The sequence below is a fragment of the Streptomyces sp. CLV115 genome (assembly GCF_038448545.1).
Taxonomy (GTDB): domain Bacteria; phylum Actinomycetota; class Actinomycetes; order Streptomycetales; family Streptomycetaceae; genus Streptomyces; species Streptomyces sanglieri.
Map to the genome: position 1 here is coordinate 1 of NZ_JBCEWQ010000036.1, position 14,936 is coordinate 14,936.

A 14,936-nucleotide genomic window follows, 5' to 3' on the forward strand; every position below is an offset into this window, starting at 1 on the left:
AGCCTGAGCCGGGGTCGGGGTCGGGGTCGGCAGGGGAACCGGAGGCCGGGGCGGACGGCAACGGAGGCCCCGGAGGTGCGGGGGCGGCCGATCCGCCGTTCGGGGGAACGGCCGTCGATGCGGTCGAGGGCGTGACCGAAGGGGCAGCCGACTTACCGGCCGACTTACCGTCCGCCTTCCCGGCCGACTTACCGTCCGCCTTCGTGTCCGACTTCCCGGCCGGCGGACCGGCACCCGGATCGCCGGAAGTCCGCGCCGAGGGCCCGCCCGAGGTGTGCGCGGGTGCCGCCACCGGGGCACTGAACTGCCCCACCGTCCCACCTGGCACACGCTGCCCGGCCTGTACCTCGACCGCAGCGGCCCCCAGTGCCGCGCCCGCCGTCAGTACCAGGAAGGCAACGCATCTCGTGGGGTGTGAAGACAGAAGCCCTGGAGACATGGGCTCAGGGTCACATGTGACGGTATGTCCGGCATCTCGGTGCCCGGATCCCCGGAGTACGGCCCTCACCCGGCACGCGCCGGTCCGGAATCCCGGCCCGCACACCTGCCGACCCGTCACTCGACCACCGCGCGAGCCAGAGCTCATCCCTCGTACGAGCCCGTCACCTCGGTCACCGCGCGAGCCAGAGCTCATCCCTCGTACGAGCCCGTCACCTCGGTCACCGCGCGAGCCAGAGCTCATCCCTCGTACGAGCCCGTCACTTCGGTCACTGCACGAGCCAGGGCTCATCCCTCGCACGAGCCGTGACCTGTTCCCCGTACGAGCCCGTCCTTCGCCCTTCGCTCTTCGTCCCCGGTACGAGCCCGGATCAGGCCGGGTCGCCCGTGGCGATGCGCAGCTCGAAGTGGGCACCCTCCTTCGGGACGGCGGTACCGCTGGTCGGGAACTGGTCGATGACCTGGTCCTCCGCGTAGGTGTTCCCCGGTACCTTGATCGGCTTGATGGTCCAGCCCGCCGCGTCCGCGCACGCTCGCGCGGAGAGGATGTCCTTGTACAGGAAGTTCGGGGCGTCGACCTTGTTCGGGTCGTCGCTGTCCTCCATGGCGTCGGTGCACTTCTCGGTCTTCATCGTCCGGTTCCGCTCCGGATCCTTGTGCTCGCCGGCGGGGGACTGGCCGGCCGTGGGGTCGTCCTTGTCGTCCGAGCCCTTGAGGGAGAGGACCGTGATCAGTCCGCCTATCGCGATCAGGGCGACCACGATCGAGCCCACGACGACCGGCATGCTCCGCTTGGAGCCGCCCCCGCCCGAGCCGGCGTGCGTCTGCTGCTGGGTCTGCGGGGAGACCGTGTAGGGCGGCGGGGTCTGCTGGGCCGGGACCTGGCTCTGGTACTGCTGGGCCGACTGCGGGTAGCCGTACGACGGGGCGGGGGTGGGCGCCGGGGTCGGCGCGCCGTACGGGCCCGGCTGGGCGCCGGACTGGTACGGGCCGGGCTGGTAGGGCGTCTGGACGCTCTGGGGCATGCCGCCGGACTGGTCGACCGGCGGGAAGACCGCCGAGCCGACGCCCGAGCCGCTGTTCGCCGGGGCGCCGCCGCCCGCGACGATCACCGGCGCGCCCGTGGAGCCGCTCGCGGCCAGCACGCGGGCGATCTCGTCCTGCATCGCCGCCGCGCTCGGGAAGCGCTCGTTCGGGTTCTTCTTCAGCGCGCGGGCGACCAGCGCGTCCATCGCCGGGGTGATCGACCGGTTGATGGTGGAGGGCGCGACCGGCTCCTCCTGGACGTGCGCGTACGCGATGGCCAGCGGGGAGTCCGCGTCGAACGGGATCCGCCCGGTCAGCAGCTGGAAGAGCATGATGCCGACCGAGTACAGGTCGGAGCGGGCGTCCACGCCGCGGCCGAGGGCCTGCTCGGGGGAGAGGTACTGCGGGGTGCCGACGACCATGCCGGTCTGCGTCATCGACGTGACGCCCGACTGCATGGCGCGGGCGATCCCGAAGTCCATGACCTTCACGACGCCACGCTTGGTCATCATCACGTTGCCGGGCTTGATGTCGCGGTGGACCAGGCCCATCTCGTGGCTGGTGTCCAGCGCGGCCAGCACGTCGGACGTCACCTTCAGCGCCCGGTCGGCCGGCATCGCGCCGTGGTTCTGGATGTCGGTATGGAGCACGGAGCCGAGCGGCTGCCCCTCCACGTACTCCATGACGATGTACGGCATCAGCGCGCCGCCGAGCTCGTCCTCGCCGGTGTCGAAGACCGAGACGATGTTGGTGTGCTGAAGCTTGGCGACGGCCTGCGCCTCGCGCCGGAACCGCTCGCGGAAGGACTGCTCGCGCCCCAGTTCCGTGTGGAGTGTCTTGATTGCGACCTGGCGGTCCAGTGCGGTGTCGTACGCCAGGTATACGGACGCCATCCCGCCTTCACCGAGCAGGTCGCGAAGCTGGTAGCGCCCGCCGGCGACCGAACCGCCCGCATAGCGACCCTGAGCGCCGTGTGCGCCGTCCTGGCTCATGACTTGCTCCCCCTCGGCGCGCGACTCACGCGATCATCCATTACGCGCCAAGTCTGCCCGAGGGGTACGACACGTCAAGCCGGGTGCCCGTTCCGTGACCGTACGCACAAGAAGCGTCTCGGAAGCGTTACAGGACCCGCATGAAATTTGCGTGGACGGCACGCCGGGCGGTTGGATGACCGGTCCCTCTCGGAAACGGTGTGTCCGGAAGAGGCTGTAGCGTGATGTGGCAATGCAGCTAGACACCGTGAGAACCCGCGGACGCGCGGACAGATACGACGGCGAGGACTGATGGCACCCGATTCCGAAGCAAACGGCGGCGGAGTTTCGGATGGCACCGACTCCTGGGGCATCGGCGGTGTTGTCGGTGACGGACGTTACCGGATGACCCACCGCCTCGGACGGGGCGGAATGGCGGAGGTCTTCGCGGCGGAGGACGTCAGGCTCGGGCGCACGGTCGCGGTGAAGCTCCTGCGTTCCGATCTTGCCGAGGACCCGGTCTCCAAGGCCCGGTTCACGCGCGAGGCGCAGTCGGTCGCCGGGCTCAACCACCACGCGATCGTCGCCGTGTACGACTCCGGCGAGGACGTCGTGGGCGGGGCGACCGTCCCCTACATCGTGATGGAGCTGGTCGAGGGGCGGACCATCCGTGACCTGCTGATCAGTGCCGAGGCGCCGCCGCCCGAGCAGGCCCTGATCATCGTCTCGGGTGTGCTGGAAGCGCTCGCGTACTCGCACCAGCACGGCATCGTGCACCGCGACATCAAGCCGGCCAACGTGATCATCACCAACTCCGGTGCGGTCAAGGTGATGGACTTCGGCATCGCCCGTGCGCTGCACGGCGCGCAGTCGACGATGACCCAGACCGGCATGGTCATGGGCACGCCGCAGTACCTCTCCCCGGAGCAGGCGCTCGGCAAGGCCGTCGACCACCGCTCCGACCTCTACGCCACCGGCTGCCTGCTGTACGAACTCCTGGCCATGCGGCCCCCGTTCACGGGTGAGACGCCGCTCTCCGTCGTGTACCAGCACGTCCAGGACATTCCGGTCCCGCCGTCCGAGGTCCTGGGCGCGGTGCCGCCGGAGCTGGACGGGATGGTCATGCGTTCCCTCGCGAAGGACCCGGACGACCGGTTCCAGAGCGCCGAGGAGATGCGCGGCCTCGTCCAGTACAGCCTCCAGATGCTTCAGGTGCAGGGCGGCCACACGGGTACGTGGAACACCGGCCCGGTCGCGATGCACGAAGGCGGACACACCCCGGCCATGGGCATGGCCGGGGGCACGATGGCGATGGGCCACCCGCCGCACGGGGACACCTCGCAGGGCCCGATCCTGCCGCCGATGAACCCCGACGACGGCGGCTACGAGGGCGGGAGCAACGGCGGTGGCGGCCGCGGCAAGCTGTGGCTGTTCATCGTGCTCGCGCTGATCGCGATCGGCACGGGTGTCGCCATCGCGGTCAACGCCGCGAACGACACCGGCTCGAAGCACGAGAAGAAGCCCGACAAGGTCTCCAGTTCGCCGTCCCCGGAGAAGAGCTCGTCCGGGCCGACCGACGAGGAGAGCCAGGAGACCGAGGTGCCGGGGAACTCCACCGGCAACCAGCAGGACACCCCGCCCTCGCGGACCTACTCCCCGTCGACCACCCCGACCCAGCCGTCCGAACCGCCGCCGACCGTACCGTCCACCCCGGCCAGCGGTGGCACCGGCACGGACAACGGCGGGACCGGCACGGACAACGGCGGCACGGGTACCGACAACGGCGGGACCGGCACGGACGACGGCGGTACCGGTACGGACGACGGAGGTACCGGTACGGACAACGGCGGCACGGGCACGGACAACGGCGGGACCGGCACCGACAACGGCGCCGCCGGCACCGGCGCGTCCGCGGCGGCCGGAGCCACGGCGGGCACCACCCCCTAGCCCGCGCCGACCCGGCCGTTCACGGGCGCACTCAGCCCGTGAACGCCTCGCGCACCGCCTCGTACTCGCGCGTCCACCAGACCGCCAGGGCCGACACCGCAGGGAACTGCGGGTCGGCCCTTCGGTCGTCCAGGCAGTACCGCCAGCGCAGTATCCAGAAGTCGTTGAGCCGCTCCCACCACACCCGGTGCACCGCGGCGGCCAGTTCGGCCGCCCCGGCCCCGGCCGCCAGCCGGTAGGCCCGCGCGTACGCCCGTACCTTCTCCAGCTCCAGCCCCCCGGCCGGCAGCACGAAGAAGATCGCCGCGGCCCGTACCGCCTCCTCCGCCCTCGGCTGGACCCCCAGCCGGTCCCAGTCGAGGATCGCGACCGGGTCGGTGCCCCGGTACAGGACGTTCAGCGGGTGGAAGTCGCCGTGCACCCAGCCCGTGGCCGGGGCGCCGGGGGTGGGGGGTCTGCGGTCGGCGTGACGTTCCAGCAGGGTGCGCCGCTCCAGCAGGCGGTGTTCGGCCAGCTCGTCGAAGCAGTCCCGGGGGCGGCGCCGGCGGGTGGCTGCCAGCAGGTCTTCGATGAGCGCGAAGGTGTCGCCGGGATCGGCGCTCCGGTAACCGCAGGAGGGGTGCGCGGGTCCGGTGCACGGCCCCATGACCTGTTCCAGCCCGGTGTGCACCGTCCCGAGCAGCGTCCCGAGCCGCTCCGACTGGGCGGTGGTGAGCTGGGCGCCCGCCCGGTGCAGTCCCTCCACCCAGGGGTGCAGGGCGTAGCACCGGCCGCCGATCTCCGTGACCGTGTCGCCCTCCGTGTCCTGCACGGGCGGGGCGACGGGCACGCCCAGCGACTGGAGGCGCTGGGTGGCACGGTGCTGGCGGACGATCGTGGCGCGGTCGCCGGTGGAGTCGTCGAGGTGGTGCTTGAGGAAGTACGAGCCGCGGGTGGTGGAGACGCGGTAGCCGTGGTTGAGCAGGCCCTTGGTGATGGGCTTGCAGCTCAGGGGTTCACCGGCGTCCGGGTAGTGGCGCAGCACCTCGTTCACGGGTGGCACCGGCGGCACCGGTGGCTGCCGTGGCACGGACGGGAAGCGGGCCTGGTCGACCGGGGACACGGGCGGCGGTGGTGCGGAGGGGAACAACGCCCGGTCCACCGGGGAGACGGGCGGAACGGGCACGGAAGGGAACCGGACCCCGCCGGCCGGCGAAGCGGACGGAAGGGTGACAAATGAGCGCAGCACTCACCAGATGTTAGATCACGCTGTGTGGCCGATCGTCTGACTTGCGTTGAAGTCCAGAGTGTGCACAGAGACGAAGTGCGGCTCGATCCTGAGGTACGCCGGGTCGAAGGGCTCCCCGTTCACCCGGGCGGGGCCCGCGCCGAACAGTTCGCGTCGGTCGGCCGAGGGGCGCACGATCTCGGCGGTGCCGGTGAACTGCACGGCCCACAGGTCGTTGCCGGCCCCCTGGGCGGCGGTGTCGAAGTTGTCCGCGCCGTACGCCACGACCGTGCCGTCGCACGCGTTGTGATAGCCGAAACCGCTGTGCATCCGCAGGACCACATGCCCGTCGATCACGACGTGCCGGGCCACCGACAGAAAGGGCAGGGCCCGCATGCTGGTCGCCAGCCGGCCGTACCGGACACGGCCGAGAAGTTCGAGCGCCTGGAGTTCCTCGGAGGACATGACCTCCACTCTCCGCCACCGGGCAGGTCGCGGAAAGAGGCTGCGGCCCCGGTTGATCCGGGACCAAAGTCCCGAAGACCACCGGCTTTCCGGCGCTCCTCAGCCCCTTGGTGATGTGCTCCTCAGCGCTTCTCCGCCTGGAGCCTGGCCACGTACGCGGCGGCCTGCGAGCGCCGTTCCATGCCCAGCTTGGAGAGCAGGCTGGAGACGTAGTTCTTGATCGTCTTCTCGGCGAGGTGCAGCCGTTCGCCGATCACCCGGTTCGTCAGGCCCTCGCCGATCAGGTCGAGGATCTTGCGCTCCTGGTCGGTGAGGCCGGCGAGCTTGTCCTCGCCCCGGCCCTTCTTGCCGTCCCGCAGCCGCTCCAGCACCCGCGCGGTCGCCACCGGGTCCAGCAGCGACTTCCCGGCCGCCACGTCACGCACCGCGCTCAGCAGTTCGTTGCCCCGGATCGCCTTCAGCACGTATCCCGACGCACCCGCCATGATCGCGTCGAAGAGCGCCTCGTCGTCGGCGTACGAGGTGAGCATCAGGCACTTGATGTTCTCGTCCCCTGAGCGGACCTCGCGGCAGACCTCCACCCCGCTGCCGTCCGGCAGCCGCACGTCGAGCACCGCCACGTCGGGCCGGGTCGCGGGGATGCGGACCAGCGCGTCCGCCGCGGTGCCGGCCTCGCCGACGACCTCGATGTCGTCCTCGGAAGAGAGCAGTTCATGGACTCCGCGCCGGACGACTTCGTGGTCGTCCAACAGAAAAACGGTGATTTTTCCTTGTTCGCTCACAAAACGCAGTCTCACACACTCACCTCTTCCCTGCCGCCGAACGGCGGGATAACGTGCCGTTGTTCCGGCGGCCTGCGAGGCTGTTACCAGTGCTGTGACCAGCGAGAGTTCCCGACTTTTTCGATTTACTTGGAAATCCAAGCAAAATCGCAGGTCAGATAGGGTTTCGCAGTTCTGCGGCGTACTGGGTAACGTGCATTCGGCAGGGCGCTCGCCGGGGCACCTGTCACGCCTGTTCCCGGACCGAGCGGCACCCACCCCGTGCACGGGTACGGACACAGGCGAGCCGCACTGGCTTCCCGGCAGACCCCGGGGGCCGGACCGACGGAGGAGCACGCACGTGACCGTGGAGAGCACTGCCGCGCGCAAGCCGCGACGCAGCAGCAAGCGGACCAGCGCCGTGAAAACGACCGCGAAGACGTCCGCGAAGACGCCACAGACTTCCGAGCCCGAGCTCGTACAGCTGCTGACGCCCGAGGGCGAGCGGCTGGAGCATCCGGACTATTCGATCGACCTGACCGCGGAAGAGCTGCGCGGCCTGTACCGGGACATGGTCCTGACCCGCCGCTTCGACGCCGAGGCCACCGCCCTCCAGCGCCAGGGCGAGCTGGGCCTGTGGGCGTCGCTGCTCGGTCAGGAGGCCGCCCAGATCGGCTCCGGCCGGGCCCTGCGGGACGACGACTACGTCTTCCCGACCTACCGCGAGCACGGCGTCGCCTGGTGCCGGGGGGTCGACCCGACCAACCTGCTCGGAATGTTCCGCGGCGTGAACCACGGCGGCTGGGACCCGAACACCAACAACTTCCACCTGTACACGATCGTCATCGGCTCGCAGACCCTGCACGCCACCGGCTACGCCATGGGCGTCGCCAAGGACGGCGCGGACTCGGCCGTGATCGCGTACTTCGGTGACGGCGCCTCCAGCCAGGGTGACGTCGCCGAGTCCTTCACCTTCTCCGCGGTCTACAACGCCCCGGTCGTCTTCTTCTGCCAGAACAACCAGTGGGCGATCTCCGAGCCGACCGAGAAGCAGACCCGCGTCCCGCTCTACCAGCGTGCGCAGGGCTTCGGCTTCCCCGGTGTCCGGGTCGACGGCAACGACGTACTCGCCTGCCTGGCCGTGACCAGGTCGGCGCTGGAGCGGGCCCGCCGGGGCGAGGGGCCCACCCTCGTCGAGGCGTTCACCTACCGGATGGGCGCGCACACCACCTCCGACGACCCGACGAAGTACCGGGCGGACGAGGAGCGGGCCTCCTGGGAGGCCAAGGACCCGATCCTGCGGCTGCGCAGGTACCTGGAGAAGGAGGGCGCCGCCGACGAGGCGTTCTTCACCGCGCTGGACGAGGAGAGCGAGACCCTCGGCAAGCGGGTCCGCGAGGCGGTACGGGCGATGCCCGACCCCGACCCGATCGCGATCTTCGACAACGTCTACGCGGACGGGAACCCCCTCGTCGACGAGGAGCGCGCCCAGTTCGCCGCCTACCAGGCATCGTTCGCAGACACCGCCGAGGAGGGCAAGTAGCCATGGCCATGGAAAAGATGTCCATTGCGAAGGCTCTCAACGAGTCGCTCCGCAAGGCGCTCGACACCGACCCCAAGGTCCTCATCATGGGTGAGGACGTCGGCAAGCTGGGCGGGGTCTTCCGGATCACCGACGGGCTCCAGAAGGACTTCGGCGAGGACCGGGTGATCGACACCCCGCTCGCCGAGTCCGGCATCGTCGGCACCGCGATCGGCCTGGCCCTGCGCGGCTACCGGCCCGTCGTGGAGATCCAGTTCGACGGCTTCGTCTTCCCCGCGTACGACCAGATCGTCACCCAGCTCGCCAAGATGCACGCCCGCGCGCTCGGCAAGATCAAGCTGCCGGTCGTCATCCGTATCCCGTACGGCGGCGGCATCGGCGCGGTCGAGCACCACAGCGAGTCGCCCGAGGCCCTGTTCGCGCACGTCGCGGGGTTGAAGGTGGTCTCGCCGTCGAACGCGAGCGACGCCTACTGGATGATGCAGCAGGCCGTCCAGAGCGACGACCCGATCATCTTCTTCGAGCCGAAGCGCCGTTACTGGGACAAGGGCGAGGTCGAGACCGACTCCATCCCGGGCCCGCTGCACAAGGCCTCGGTGGCCCGTACCGGCACCGACCTCACGCTCGTCGCGTACGGCCCGATGGTGAAGGTCTGCCTGGAGGCGGCCGCGGCCGCGCAGGAGGAGGGCAAGTCGATCGAGGTCCTGGACCTGCGCTCGATGGCCCCGATCGACTTCGACGCCATCCAGAGCTCGGTCGAGAAGACCGGCCGGCTCGTCGTGGTCCACGAGGCGCCGGTGTTCTACGGCTCCGGGGCCGAGATCGCCGCCCGGATCACCGAGCGCTGCTTCTACCACCTGGAGGCACCGGTGCTCCGGGTCGGCGGCTACCACGCCCCGTACCCGCCGGCGCGGCTGGAGGACGAGTACCTGCCGGGTCTCGACCGTGTGCTCGACGCCGTCGACCGCTCGCTGGCGTACTGAGGACTGGGACGTGACAACGATGACCGACACTTCCAACGCTGCTCGCTTCCGTGAGTTCAAGATGCCCGACGTGGGCGAGGGACTGACCGAGGCCGAGATCCTCAAGTGGTACGTCCAGCCCGGCGACACCGTCACCGACGGCCAGGTCGTGTGCGAGGTCGAGACGGCGAAGGCGGCCGTGGAGCTGCCGATCCCGTTCGACGGGGTGGTGCACGAGTTGCGCTTCCCCGAGGGCACGACGGTCGACGTCGGCCAGGTGATCATCGCGGTGGACGTGGCCCCGGGCTCTGCTCCGGAGCCGGCTCCCGCTGCGGCCCCGGCTGCCCGGCCCGAACCGGAGCCCGAGGCTCCGAAGGGCCGCCAGCCGGTCCTGGTCGGATACGGCGTGGCCGAGAGCTCGACCAAGCGGCGGGCCCGCAAGGGCGCGGCCACTTCCGTACCGGCTGCCGCCGCGGCGATCCAGGGCGAGATGAACGGCCACGGCGCCGTGGTCCCGGAGAGCCGGCCGCTGGCCAAGCCGCCGGTCCGCAAGCTGGCCAAGGACCTGGGCATCGACCTGGCGACGGTCGTCCCGACCGGCGAGGGCGGGATCATCACCCGCGAGGACGTGCACGCGGCGGCCACGCCCGTACCGGCACAGGCCCCGGCGCCGACCGCCGCTCCGGCGGCGGCCGAGACCGCTCCCGAGCCCTCGGCTCCGGCCGTCGTCACCACGGTGGGCGCCCGCGAGACCCGCATCCCGGTCAAGGGCGTACGCAAGGCCATCGCCCAGGCGATGGTGGGCAGCGCGTTCACGGCTCCGCACGTCACCGAGTTCGTCACCGTCGACGTGACGCGCACGATGAAGCTGGTCGCGGAGCTCAAGGAGGACAAGGACATGGCGGGGGTGCGGGTCAACCCGCTCCTGATCATCGCCAAGGCCCTCCTGGTCGCGATCAGGCGGAACCCGGAGGTCAACGCCGCCTGGGACGAGGCCAACCAGGAGATCGTCCAGAAGCACTACGTCAACCTGGGCATCGCCGCCGCGACCCCGCGCGGGCTGATCGTGCCGAACATCAAGGACGCGCACGAGCAGACGCTTCCGCAACTGGCCGCGTCCCTCGGCGAGCTGGTCTCCACGGCCCGCGAGGGCAAGACCTCCCCCGCCGCGATGGCGGGCGGCACGGTGACCATCACCAACGTCGGCGTCTTCGGCGTCGACACGGGCACCCCGATCCTGAACCCGGGCGAGTCCGCGATCCTCGCGGTCGGCGCGATCAAGCTCCAGCCGTGGGTCCACAAGGGCAAGGTGAAGCCCCGTCAGGTCACCACGCTGGCCCTGTCGTTCGACCACCGCCTGGTCGACGGCGAGCTCGGCTCCAAGGTGCTGGCGGACGTCGCCGCGATCCTGGAGCAGCCGAAGCGCCTGATCACCTGGGCGTAGCAGGCACTTCGGTACCTGTACGAGATGGGCCCGCGCGAAGTTCGCGCGGGCCCATCGGCATGTCCGGCCCCTGCCGCAGGGCGAGTTCGGCGAACACGGTCTTGCCGACGGTGCGCGGCTCGGTGCCCCAGCGATCCGCGATCCGCGCGACGATCAGGAGTCCCCGCCCGTAGCACTCGTCGTCCGCGGCCTCGCGCAGACCGGGCAGCCGTTCACCGCGCGGGTCACTGACCGCGATACGCAGCGTGGCCGTGCCGAGCGTGAGGTGGACGCGGAAGAGCCGCCCCCGGACGGCGCCGTGCAGTAACGCGTTGGTCGCCAACTCGCTGACCAGCAAGGCCGCGTCGCCGGCCAGCCCCGGATACCCCCACTCCCGTACGAGCCGCGCGGTACGGCGCCGGGAGAAGGTGACGCTCTCAGCGGTCGGGGTGAAGTCGAGCCGGTCCTCGCGGAGGACGGGTTCAGGGACGGGGGGCTTTTCCTGGGCTGAGGTCATGGTCGCGTACCTCTCGATGAGGGGGCGGTGGCGATGCCGAGCCTGCGGGGCGCCGGTTCCGGCGCGGGGCAGGGCGGTGCACTTCCGCCGGGGCGGTGCCGCGTTGTGAGCGGCTCGGTACTGAAAGTAGCGACTTGAGTTGCCGCACACAATCTCTCGGAGATAAATATCCCCATCGGAGTGATTGTGAGGTGCCAGTCGCCGGTTGGAGACTGTCCCCGACAACAGGAGGTGTTGGGCTGTGCCGAAGTCGCCAGTGGACAGGGGGAACCGTGTGTCCACGGTCCTTGCACGACAGTTGGGCGGTCAGCTTCTGAGCTTCAGGGAAGCTGCCGGGCTGAACCAGACGCAGGCCGCGGCGGCCCTCAGTTCTCAGGCTGCCAAGGTCGCCAAGATGGAGCGTGGCTGGGTTCCGTTCCGGGATCCGGACGTCGTGGCGCTGTGCGCGGCGTACGGAGTGGACAGTCCGGATGTGGTGGACGCTCTGCTTCGGCTGGCAAAACTGGACCGGGAACGACGGAGGGCAAAGGGCTGGTGGGTCACTTCGCTGACGCAAGGGAGCCTGCGCGAGTACATCGCCATGGAGGATGCGGCTCTCAGGCTGCGTACGTGGCAGCTCGCTCTGATTCCAGGCTTGTTCCAGACGCCCGAGTACATGAGGGCCCTCTCGGTCGCGGCCGTCTCGCCCGATCGGATCGACGAGGTCGAGCGCCTGGTCGACGTGCGAGTGCGCCGCCAGCGGCGCCTGCATGGCGATAACCCGCTGCGAGTGCATGCGGTGATCTGGGAGGCGGCACTGCGACAGATGATCGGCGGCCCGCAGGTCATGCGGCAACAACTCGAGCACCTGTGCTCACTGGCTGGGATGCCCAATATCGACGTGCAGGTGCTTCCGTTCAGGGCAGGGGTGCACTTGTGCGGTGGAGGGCCCTTCAACATCCTTTCGTTCGTCGAGTCCGGTGCTCTGGACGTGGTGCACATGGACGGACTGCGCTCCACCAACTGGGTCGAAGGGGCCGAAGAGAGCGCCGCCTACACTGAGTTGTTCGCGCGCACCTGCGCCACGAGCCTGTCACCGTACGACTCGCTGCGGGTCATAGAGAGCATTGCCAAGGGGATGAACGAGTGACCGAGTTCCTTTTCAGGAAGTCCAGTTACAGCGAGCCGAACGGCGAGTGCGTCGAAGTGGCTTGCAACGTTCCCCACACCGTCGCCGTCCGCGACTCCACGCGTCCCGACGGCCCCGTCGTCGTCCTCGGCCCCGCCGCCTGGGACGCCTTCGCGACGGGCCTGCGCCGGCAACCGTAGGCGCGGCGGTGGAACGGCGAGGGCGAGGAGGTTGCCTGCGATATCCTCCGCGCCGCCGCCGTCCATGACTTCGGGATGTCTATTCGGCCCACACCGGCGTGTTCTGGCAGGCGTGCAGCAGCCACCTTCCGTCATCCTGCTTGGTCATGACATAGAGCGGAGCGCCTTCCGTTTCGCCCTCCGGCGACCGGTAGACCTGCCGGACCTTGACGGCCGCCACGTCGGGCCGCAGGAATTGCGTGTGCACTGCCTCGTAGGTGACCTCGCCCTCCCAACTGGCCGCGGGCAGCACGGTACGGGTGAATTCGGCGATCGCGTCGAAGCCGATCAGGACCTTGCCGTGGCCGGTCGTCCAGATGGCGTCGGGGTGGAAGAGCGCGAGGAAGCCCTCGACGTCCTTGGCGCGCTGAGCGCGCTCGACGGTGGCGACGACCCGTTCGATGGCTTCGATGTCTGCGGGTTCGGTGTTCATGCAGATCACTCTGTGATCTCAAGCGGACTTGAGGTCAAGGTCCGGCCAAGACCTGCCTGTCATGCTCTTCGATGTGTCCGGACGGTGGTCGCCACTGGCGGGACCAGACGCCCGGTCAGGCTTTGCGGACTCGGGAGTGCAGATGCATGTCGTGCCAGCCGTCGGCGTGGAGCAGCGCCTGGTGGCGTACGCCTTCCAGGGCGAAGCCGGTCTTCTCCGCGATGCGGCAGGATGCGACGTTCACCGTTGAGTGGCCGAGTTCGAGTCGGTTGAAGCCGGCTTTCTCCAGTGCCCAGTTCGCCACTTGGGCGACTGCCCGGGAGCAGACACCCTTGCCACGGGCCTCCGGGGTCGTCCAGTAGGAGATCTCTGCCTGGCCTCCGGCCATGATGAGGGACTGGAGGGAGACCCGCCCGAGAAGCGTGTTGTCGTCGGCATCGACCGCGGCCCAGTGGCAGGCGGTCTCCGTCTCCCAGCCACGTCGCCACTGTTTGATCCACTCCTGGGCCTCGTCTTCGGAGTCCGCCTTGCGCAGGTGCCAGCGTTGGATCGCCTGGTCCTGGAAAGCCCGGGTGACGGCGGCTGCGTCGGAGGGCAGCCACGGCCGCAGCAGCAAGTCGTCGTCGATCGGCAGCGCCGGCTGGGCAGAGGAGTTGAGGACGCCGGGGGACATGACTGGAGTGACCAGGGAGGGCATGGTCGACATCATGGCAAGCCCGGCCCCGTGCCCGCGGGTAATCGTCCAGACGTGCGGGTCAGCAGTGTCAGGGGACGCTCCGCCGGTAGGTCCACATCTCGGCCGGAACGTGCAGGCTCAGCCCGCCGTCGCTGTCCGAACCCCAAAGGCGACCAGCACGGCTCCCGCCAGACGACTCGTCCCACGCCGGAACCGAGGTGTGTCGATTGCCGTGCGCGCGACGGCGACCACCGAAGCCCAGCAGAGCAGCCACACCAGCACGACCACTATGTGCGCGACCGCAAGTGTGGCGATCTGCGGCGCGATGGAGCGGCTGGAGGTCAGGAACTGCGGGACCAGGGTGAGGTAGACCGACGCTGCTTTCGGATTGAGGACGTTGGACCACACCCCCTGGCCGAAACACCCGAGTTGAGCCCATGGCAGGCGCCATCGCCTGCGGGCCGTCGGCTCGACGCCTCGACGCGCTGAACGCCACGTGGCCACGCCCAACCAGATGAGATAGATGCCGCCCACGAGCTTCACCACGGTGAGCGCGCGAGCCGACGACATGACCAGGGCGGACAGGCCCACCGCGGCGAAGGCCGCGTGGACCAGGAGCCCGCATGCCGAGCCCAGGGCGGCGCGTACGCCGTCGGACCGCGAGCCCGCGATCACGTGCTGCGTGACCAGCGTGAAACTCGTACCGGGAATCAATGTCAGGGGTGTGACCGCAGCCACGAAGCCGAGTACCGGATGCCACTGCACGCAACGAGCCTACGCACCAGGCGGGCGCCGAACCGGCAGTTGCCCCGACCGGGTCGAGGCAAGCCCGACCGGGACAACCCGCACCTGCACCGACTTGAAGATCGTTCACGGGACGGCCCTCAGCGCTGCGGCTCCTGCGACCTCCCCGGTACCAGCAGGGCGAGGGTGCTGCGCGCTTCGAGCCGCAGGGCGCGGCGGCGGGCGAAGGTCGCGGTGAGGGCGAGGACGGAGACCGTGCCTCCGTAGAACACGGCGGCGATCGTGGAGAGGAGCCCGACGGACACCGGGCACGCACCTTTCTTCCCCCGCTCGGCCCGCCCGGATCGGAGTCCGGGGCGGGCGTTGATGCGTTTCCACCCCATCGTACGAATGCCGTCAACTCCCGGTGCGGGCGGCAGAGGTGGCGGTGTCCGATTTCCGGCCAACGCCTGGATGTCCAGCGGTGGTTATTGGGC

General features: G+C 69.7%; 15 protein-coding genes. 6 read left to right on the forward strand and 9 right to left on the reverse strand.

Annotation, left to right across the window (positions count from 1 at the left end; genetic code table 11):
- Nucleotides 1-809: 809 nt before the first annotated feature.
- The gene (locus AADR41_RS15260; RefSeq protein ID WP_342281925.1) at nt 810-2,456 is read right to left on the reverse strand and encodes a protein kinase domain-containing protein; all 1,647 of its coding nucleotides are present in this window, start codon (nt 2,454-2,456) and stop codon (nt 810-812) included.
- A gap of 291 nt (nt 2,457-2,747) precedes the next feature.
- Between AADR41_RS15260 and AADR41_RS15265 the strand changes: the two genes are divergently transcribed.
- On the forward strand, nt 2,748-4,382 hold the full coding sequence (locus tag AADR41_RS15265; RefSeq protein WP_342281926.1) for a protein kinase domain-containing protein: 1,635 nt from the start codon (nt 2,748-2,750) through the stop codon (nt 4,380-4,382).
- 31 nt (nt 4,383-4,413) lie between these two features.
- On the opposite strand, the gene AADR41_RS15270 is transcribed toward AADR41_RS15265, so the two are convergent.
- From AADR41_RS15270 to AADR41_RS15280, 3 genes are all read right to left on the reverse strand, one after another.
- Complete coding sequence (locus AADR41_RS15270; RefSeq protein WP_342281973.1) at nt 4,414-5,406, reverse strand: phosphotransferase; 993 nt, start codon at nt 5,404-5,406, stop codon at nt 4,414-4,416.
- 219 nt (nt 5,407-5,625) lie between these two features.
- Nucleotides 5,626-6,054 carry a pyridoxamine 5'-phosphate oxidase family protein gene (locus AADR41_RS15275; protein ID WP_342281927.1) on the reverse strand — a complete coding sequence of 143 codons (429 nt, stop codon included), beginning with the start codon at nt 6,052-6,054 and terminating at the stop codon, nt 5,626-5,628.
- Between the two features lie 122 nt (nt 6,055-6,176).
- Nucleotides 6,177-6,836 (reverse strand): response regulator transcription factor, encoded by a 660-nt coding sequence (locus tag AADR41_RS15280; protein WP_342281928.1) that lies wholly within the window; start codon nt 6,834-6,836, stop codon nt 6,177-6,179.
- A gap of 340 nt (nt 6,837-7,176) precedes the next feature.
- Here AADR41_RS15280 and pdhA point away from each other — a divergent pair, with 340 nt between their 5' ends.
- Genes pdhA through AADR41_RS15295 form a run of 3 tightly spaced genes read left to right on the forward strand, consistent with a single transcriptional unit; the run spans nt 7,177 to nt 10,764 of the window.
- The gene (gene pdhA / locus AADR41_RS15285; protein WP_342281929.1) at nt 7,177-8,358 is read left to right on the forward strand and encodes a pyruvate dehydrogenase (acetyl-transferring) E1 component subunit alpha; all 1,182 of its coding nucleotides are present in this window, start codon (nt 7,177-7,179) and stop codon (nt 8,356-8,358) included.
- A gap of 2 nt (nt 8,359-8,360) precedes the next feature.
- Nucleotides 8,361-9,341: an alpha-ketoacid dehydrogenase subunit beta gene (locus AADR41_RS15290; RefSeq protein ID WP_342281930.1), complete on the forward strand. Its 981-nt coding sequence runs from the start codon at nt 8,361-8,363 to the stop codon at nt 9,339-9,341.
- A 10-nt stretch (nt 9,342-9,351) separates the two neighbouring features.
- Nucleotides 9,352-10,764, forward strand: a complete 1,413-nt coding sequence (locus AADR41_RS15295; protein ID WP_342281931.1) for a dihydrolipoamide acetyltransferase family protein — start codon at nt 9,352-9,354, stop codon at nt 10,762-10,764.
- Here the strand turns inward: AADR41_RS15295 and AADR41_RS15300 are convergent.
- Complete coding sequence (locus AADR41_RS15300; protein ID WP_342281932.1) at nt 10,751-11,260, reverse strand: ATP-binding protein; 510 nt, start codon at nt 11,258-11,260, stop codon at nt 10,751-10,753. The two genes, AADR41_RS15295 and AADR41_RS15300, sit on opposite strands and share 14 nt — an antisense overlap.
- 274 nt (nt 11,261-11,534) lie before the next feature.
- Between AADR41_RS15300 and AADR41_RS15305 the strand changes: the two genes are divergently transcribed.
- Both AADR41_RS15305 and AADR41_RS15310 read left to right on the forward strand, forming a co-directional pair.
- A complete protein-coding gene (locus AADR41_RS15305; RefSeq protein WP_342281933.1) occupies nt 11,535-12,389 on the forward strand; it encodes a helix-turn-helix domain-containing protein in 855 nt (284 codons plus the stop codon).
- Nucleotides 12,386-12,568, forward strand: coding sequence for a DUF397 domain-containing protein (locus AADR41_RS15310; protein WP_342281934.1), 183 nt, complete (start codon nt 12,386-12,388; stop codon nt 12,566-12,568). The genes AADR41_RS15305 and AADR41_RS15310 overlap by 4 nt, the downstream gene beginning before the upstream one ends.
- A 79-nt stretch (nt 12,569-12,647) precedes the next feature.
- Here AADR41_RS15310 and AADR41_RS15315 read toward each other — a convergent pair whose 3' ends face one another.
- The 4 genes from AADR41_RS15315 to AADR41_RS15330 form a co-directional block, all read right to left on the reverse strand.
- Nucleotides 12,648-13,040: an SgcJ/EcaC family oxidoreductase gene (locus tag AADR41_RS15315; protein WP_342281935.1), complete on the reverse strand. Its 393-nt coding sequence runs from the start codon at nt 13,038-13,040 to the stop codon at nt 12,648-12,650.
- A gap of 115 nt (nt 13,041-13,155) precedes the next feature.
- Entirely contained in the window at nt 13,156-13,737 is a 582-nt protein-coding gene (locus AADR41_RS15320; RefSeq protein ID WP_342281936.1) for a GNAT family N-acetyltransferase, read from the reverse strand.
- A gap of 117 nt (nt 13,738-13,854) precedes the next feature.
- The gene (locus AADR41_RS15325; RefSeq protein WP_342281937.1) at nt 13,855-14,481 is read right to left on the reverse strand and encodes a LysE family translocator; all 627 of its coding nucleotides are present in this window, start codon (nt 14,479-14,481) and stop codon (nt 13,855-13,857) included.
- Between the two features lie 119 nt (nt 14,482-14,600).
- On the reverse strand, nt 14,601-14,765 hold the full coding sequence (locus AADR41_RS15330) for a hypothetical protein (RefSeq protein WP_342281938.1): 165 nt from the start codon (nt 14,763-14,765) through the stop codon (nt 14,601-14,603).
- Between the last annotated feature and the right edge of the window lie 171 nt (nt 14,766-14,936).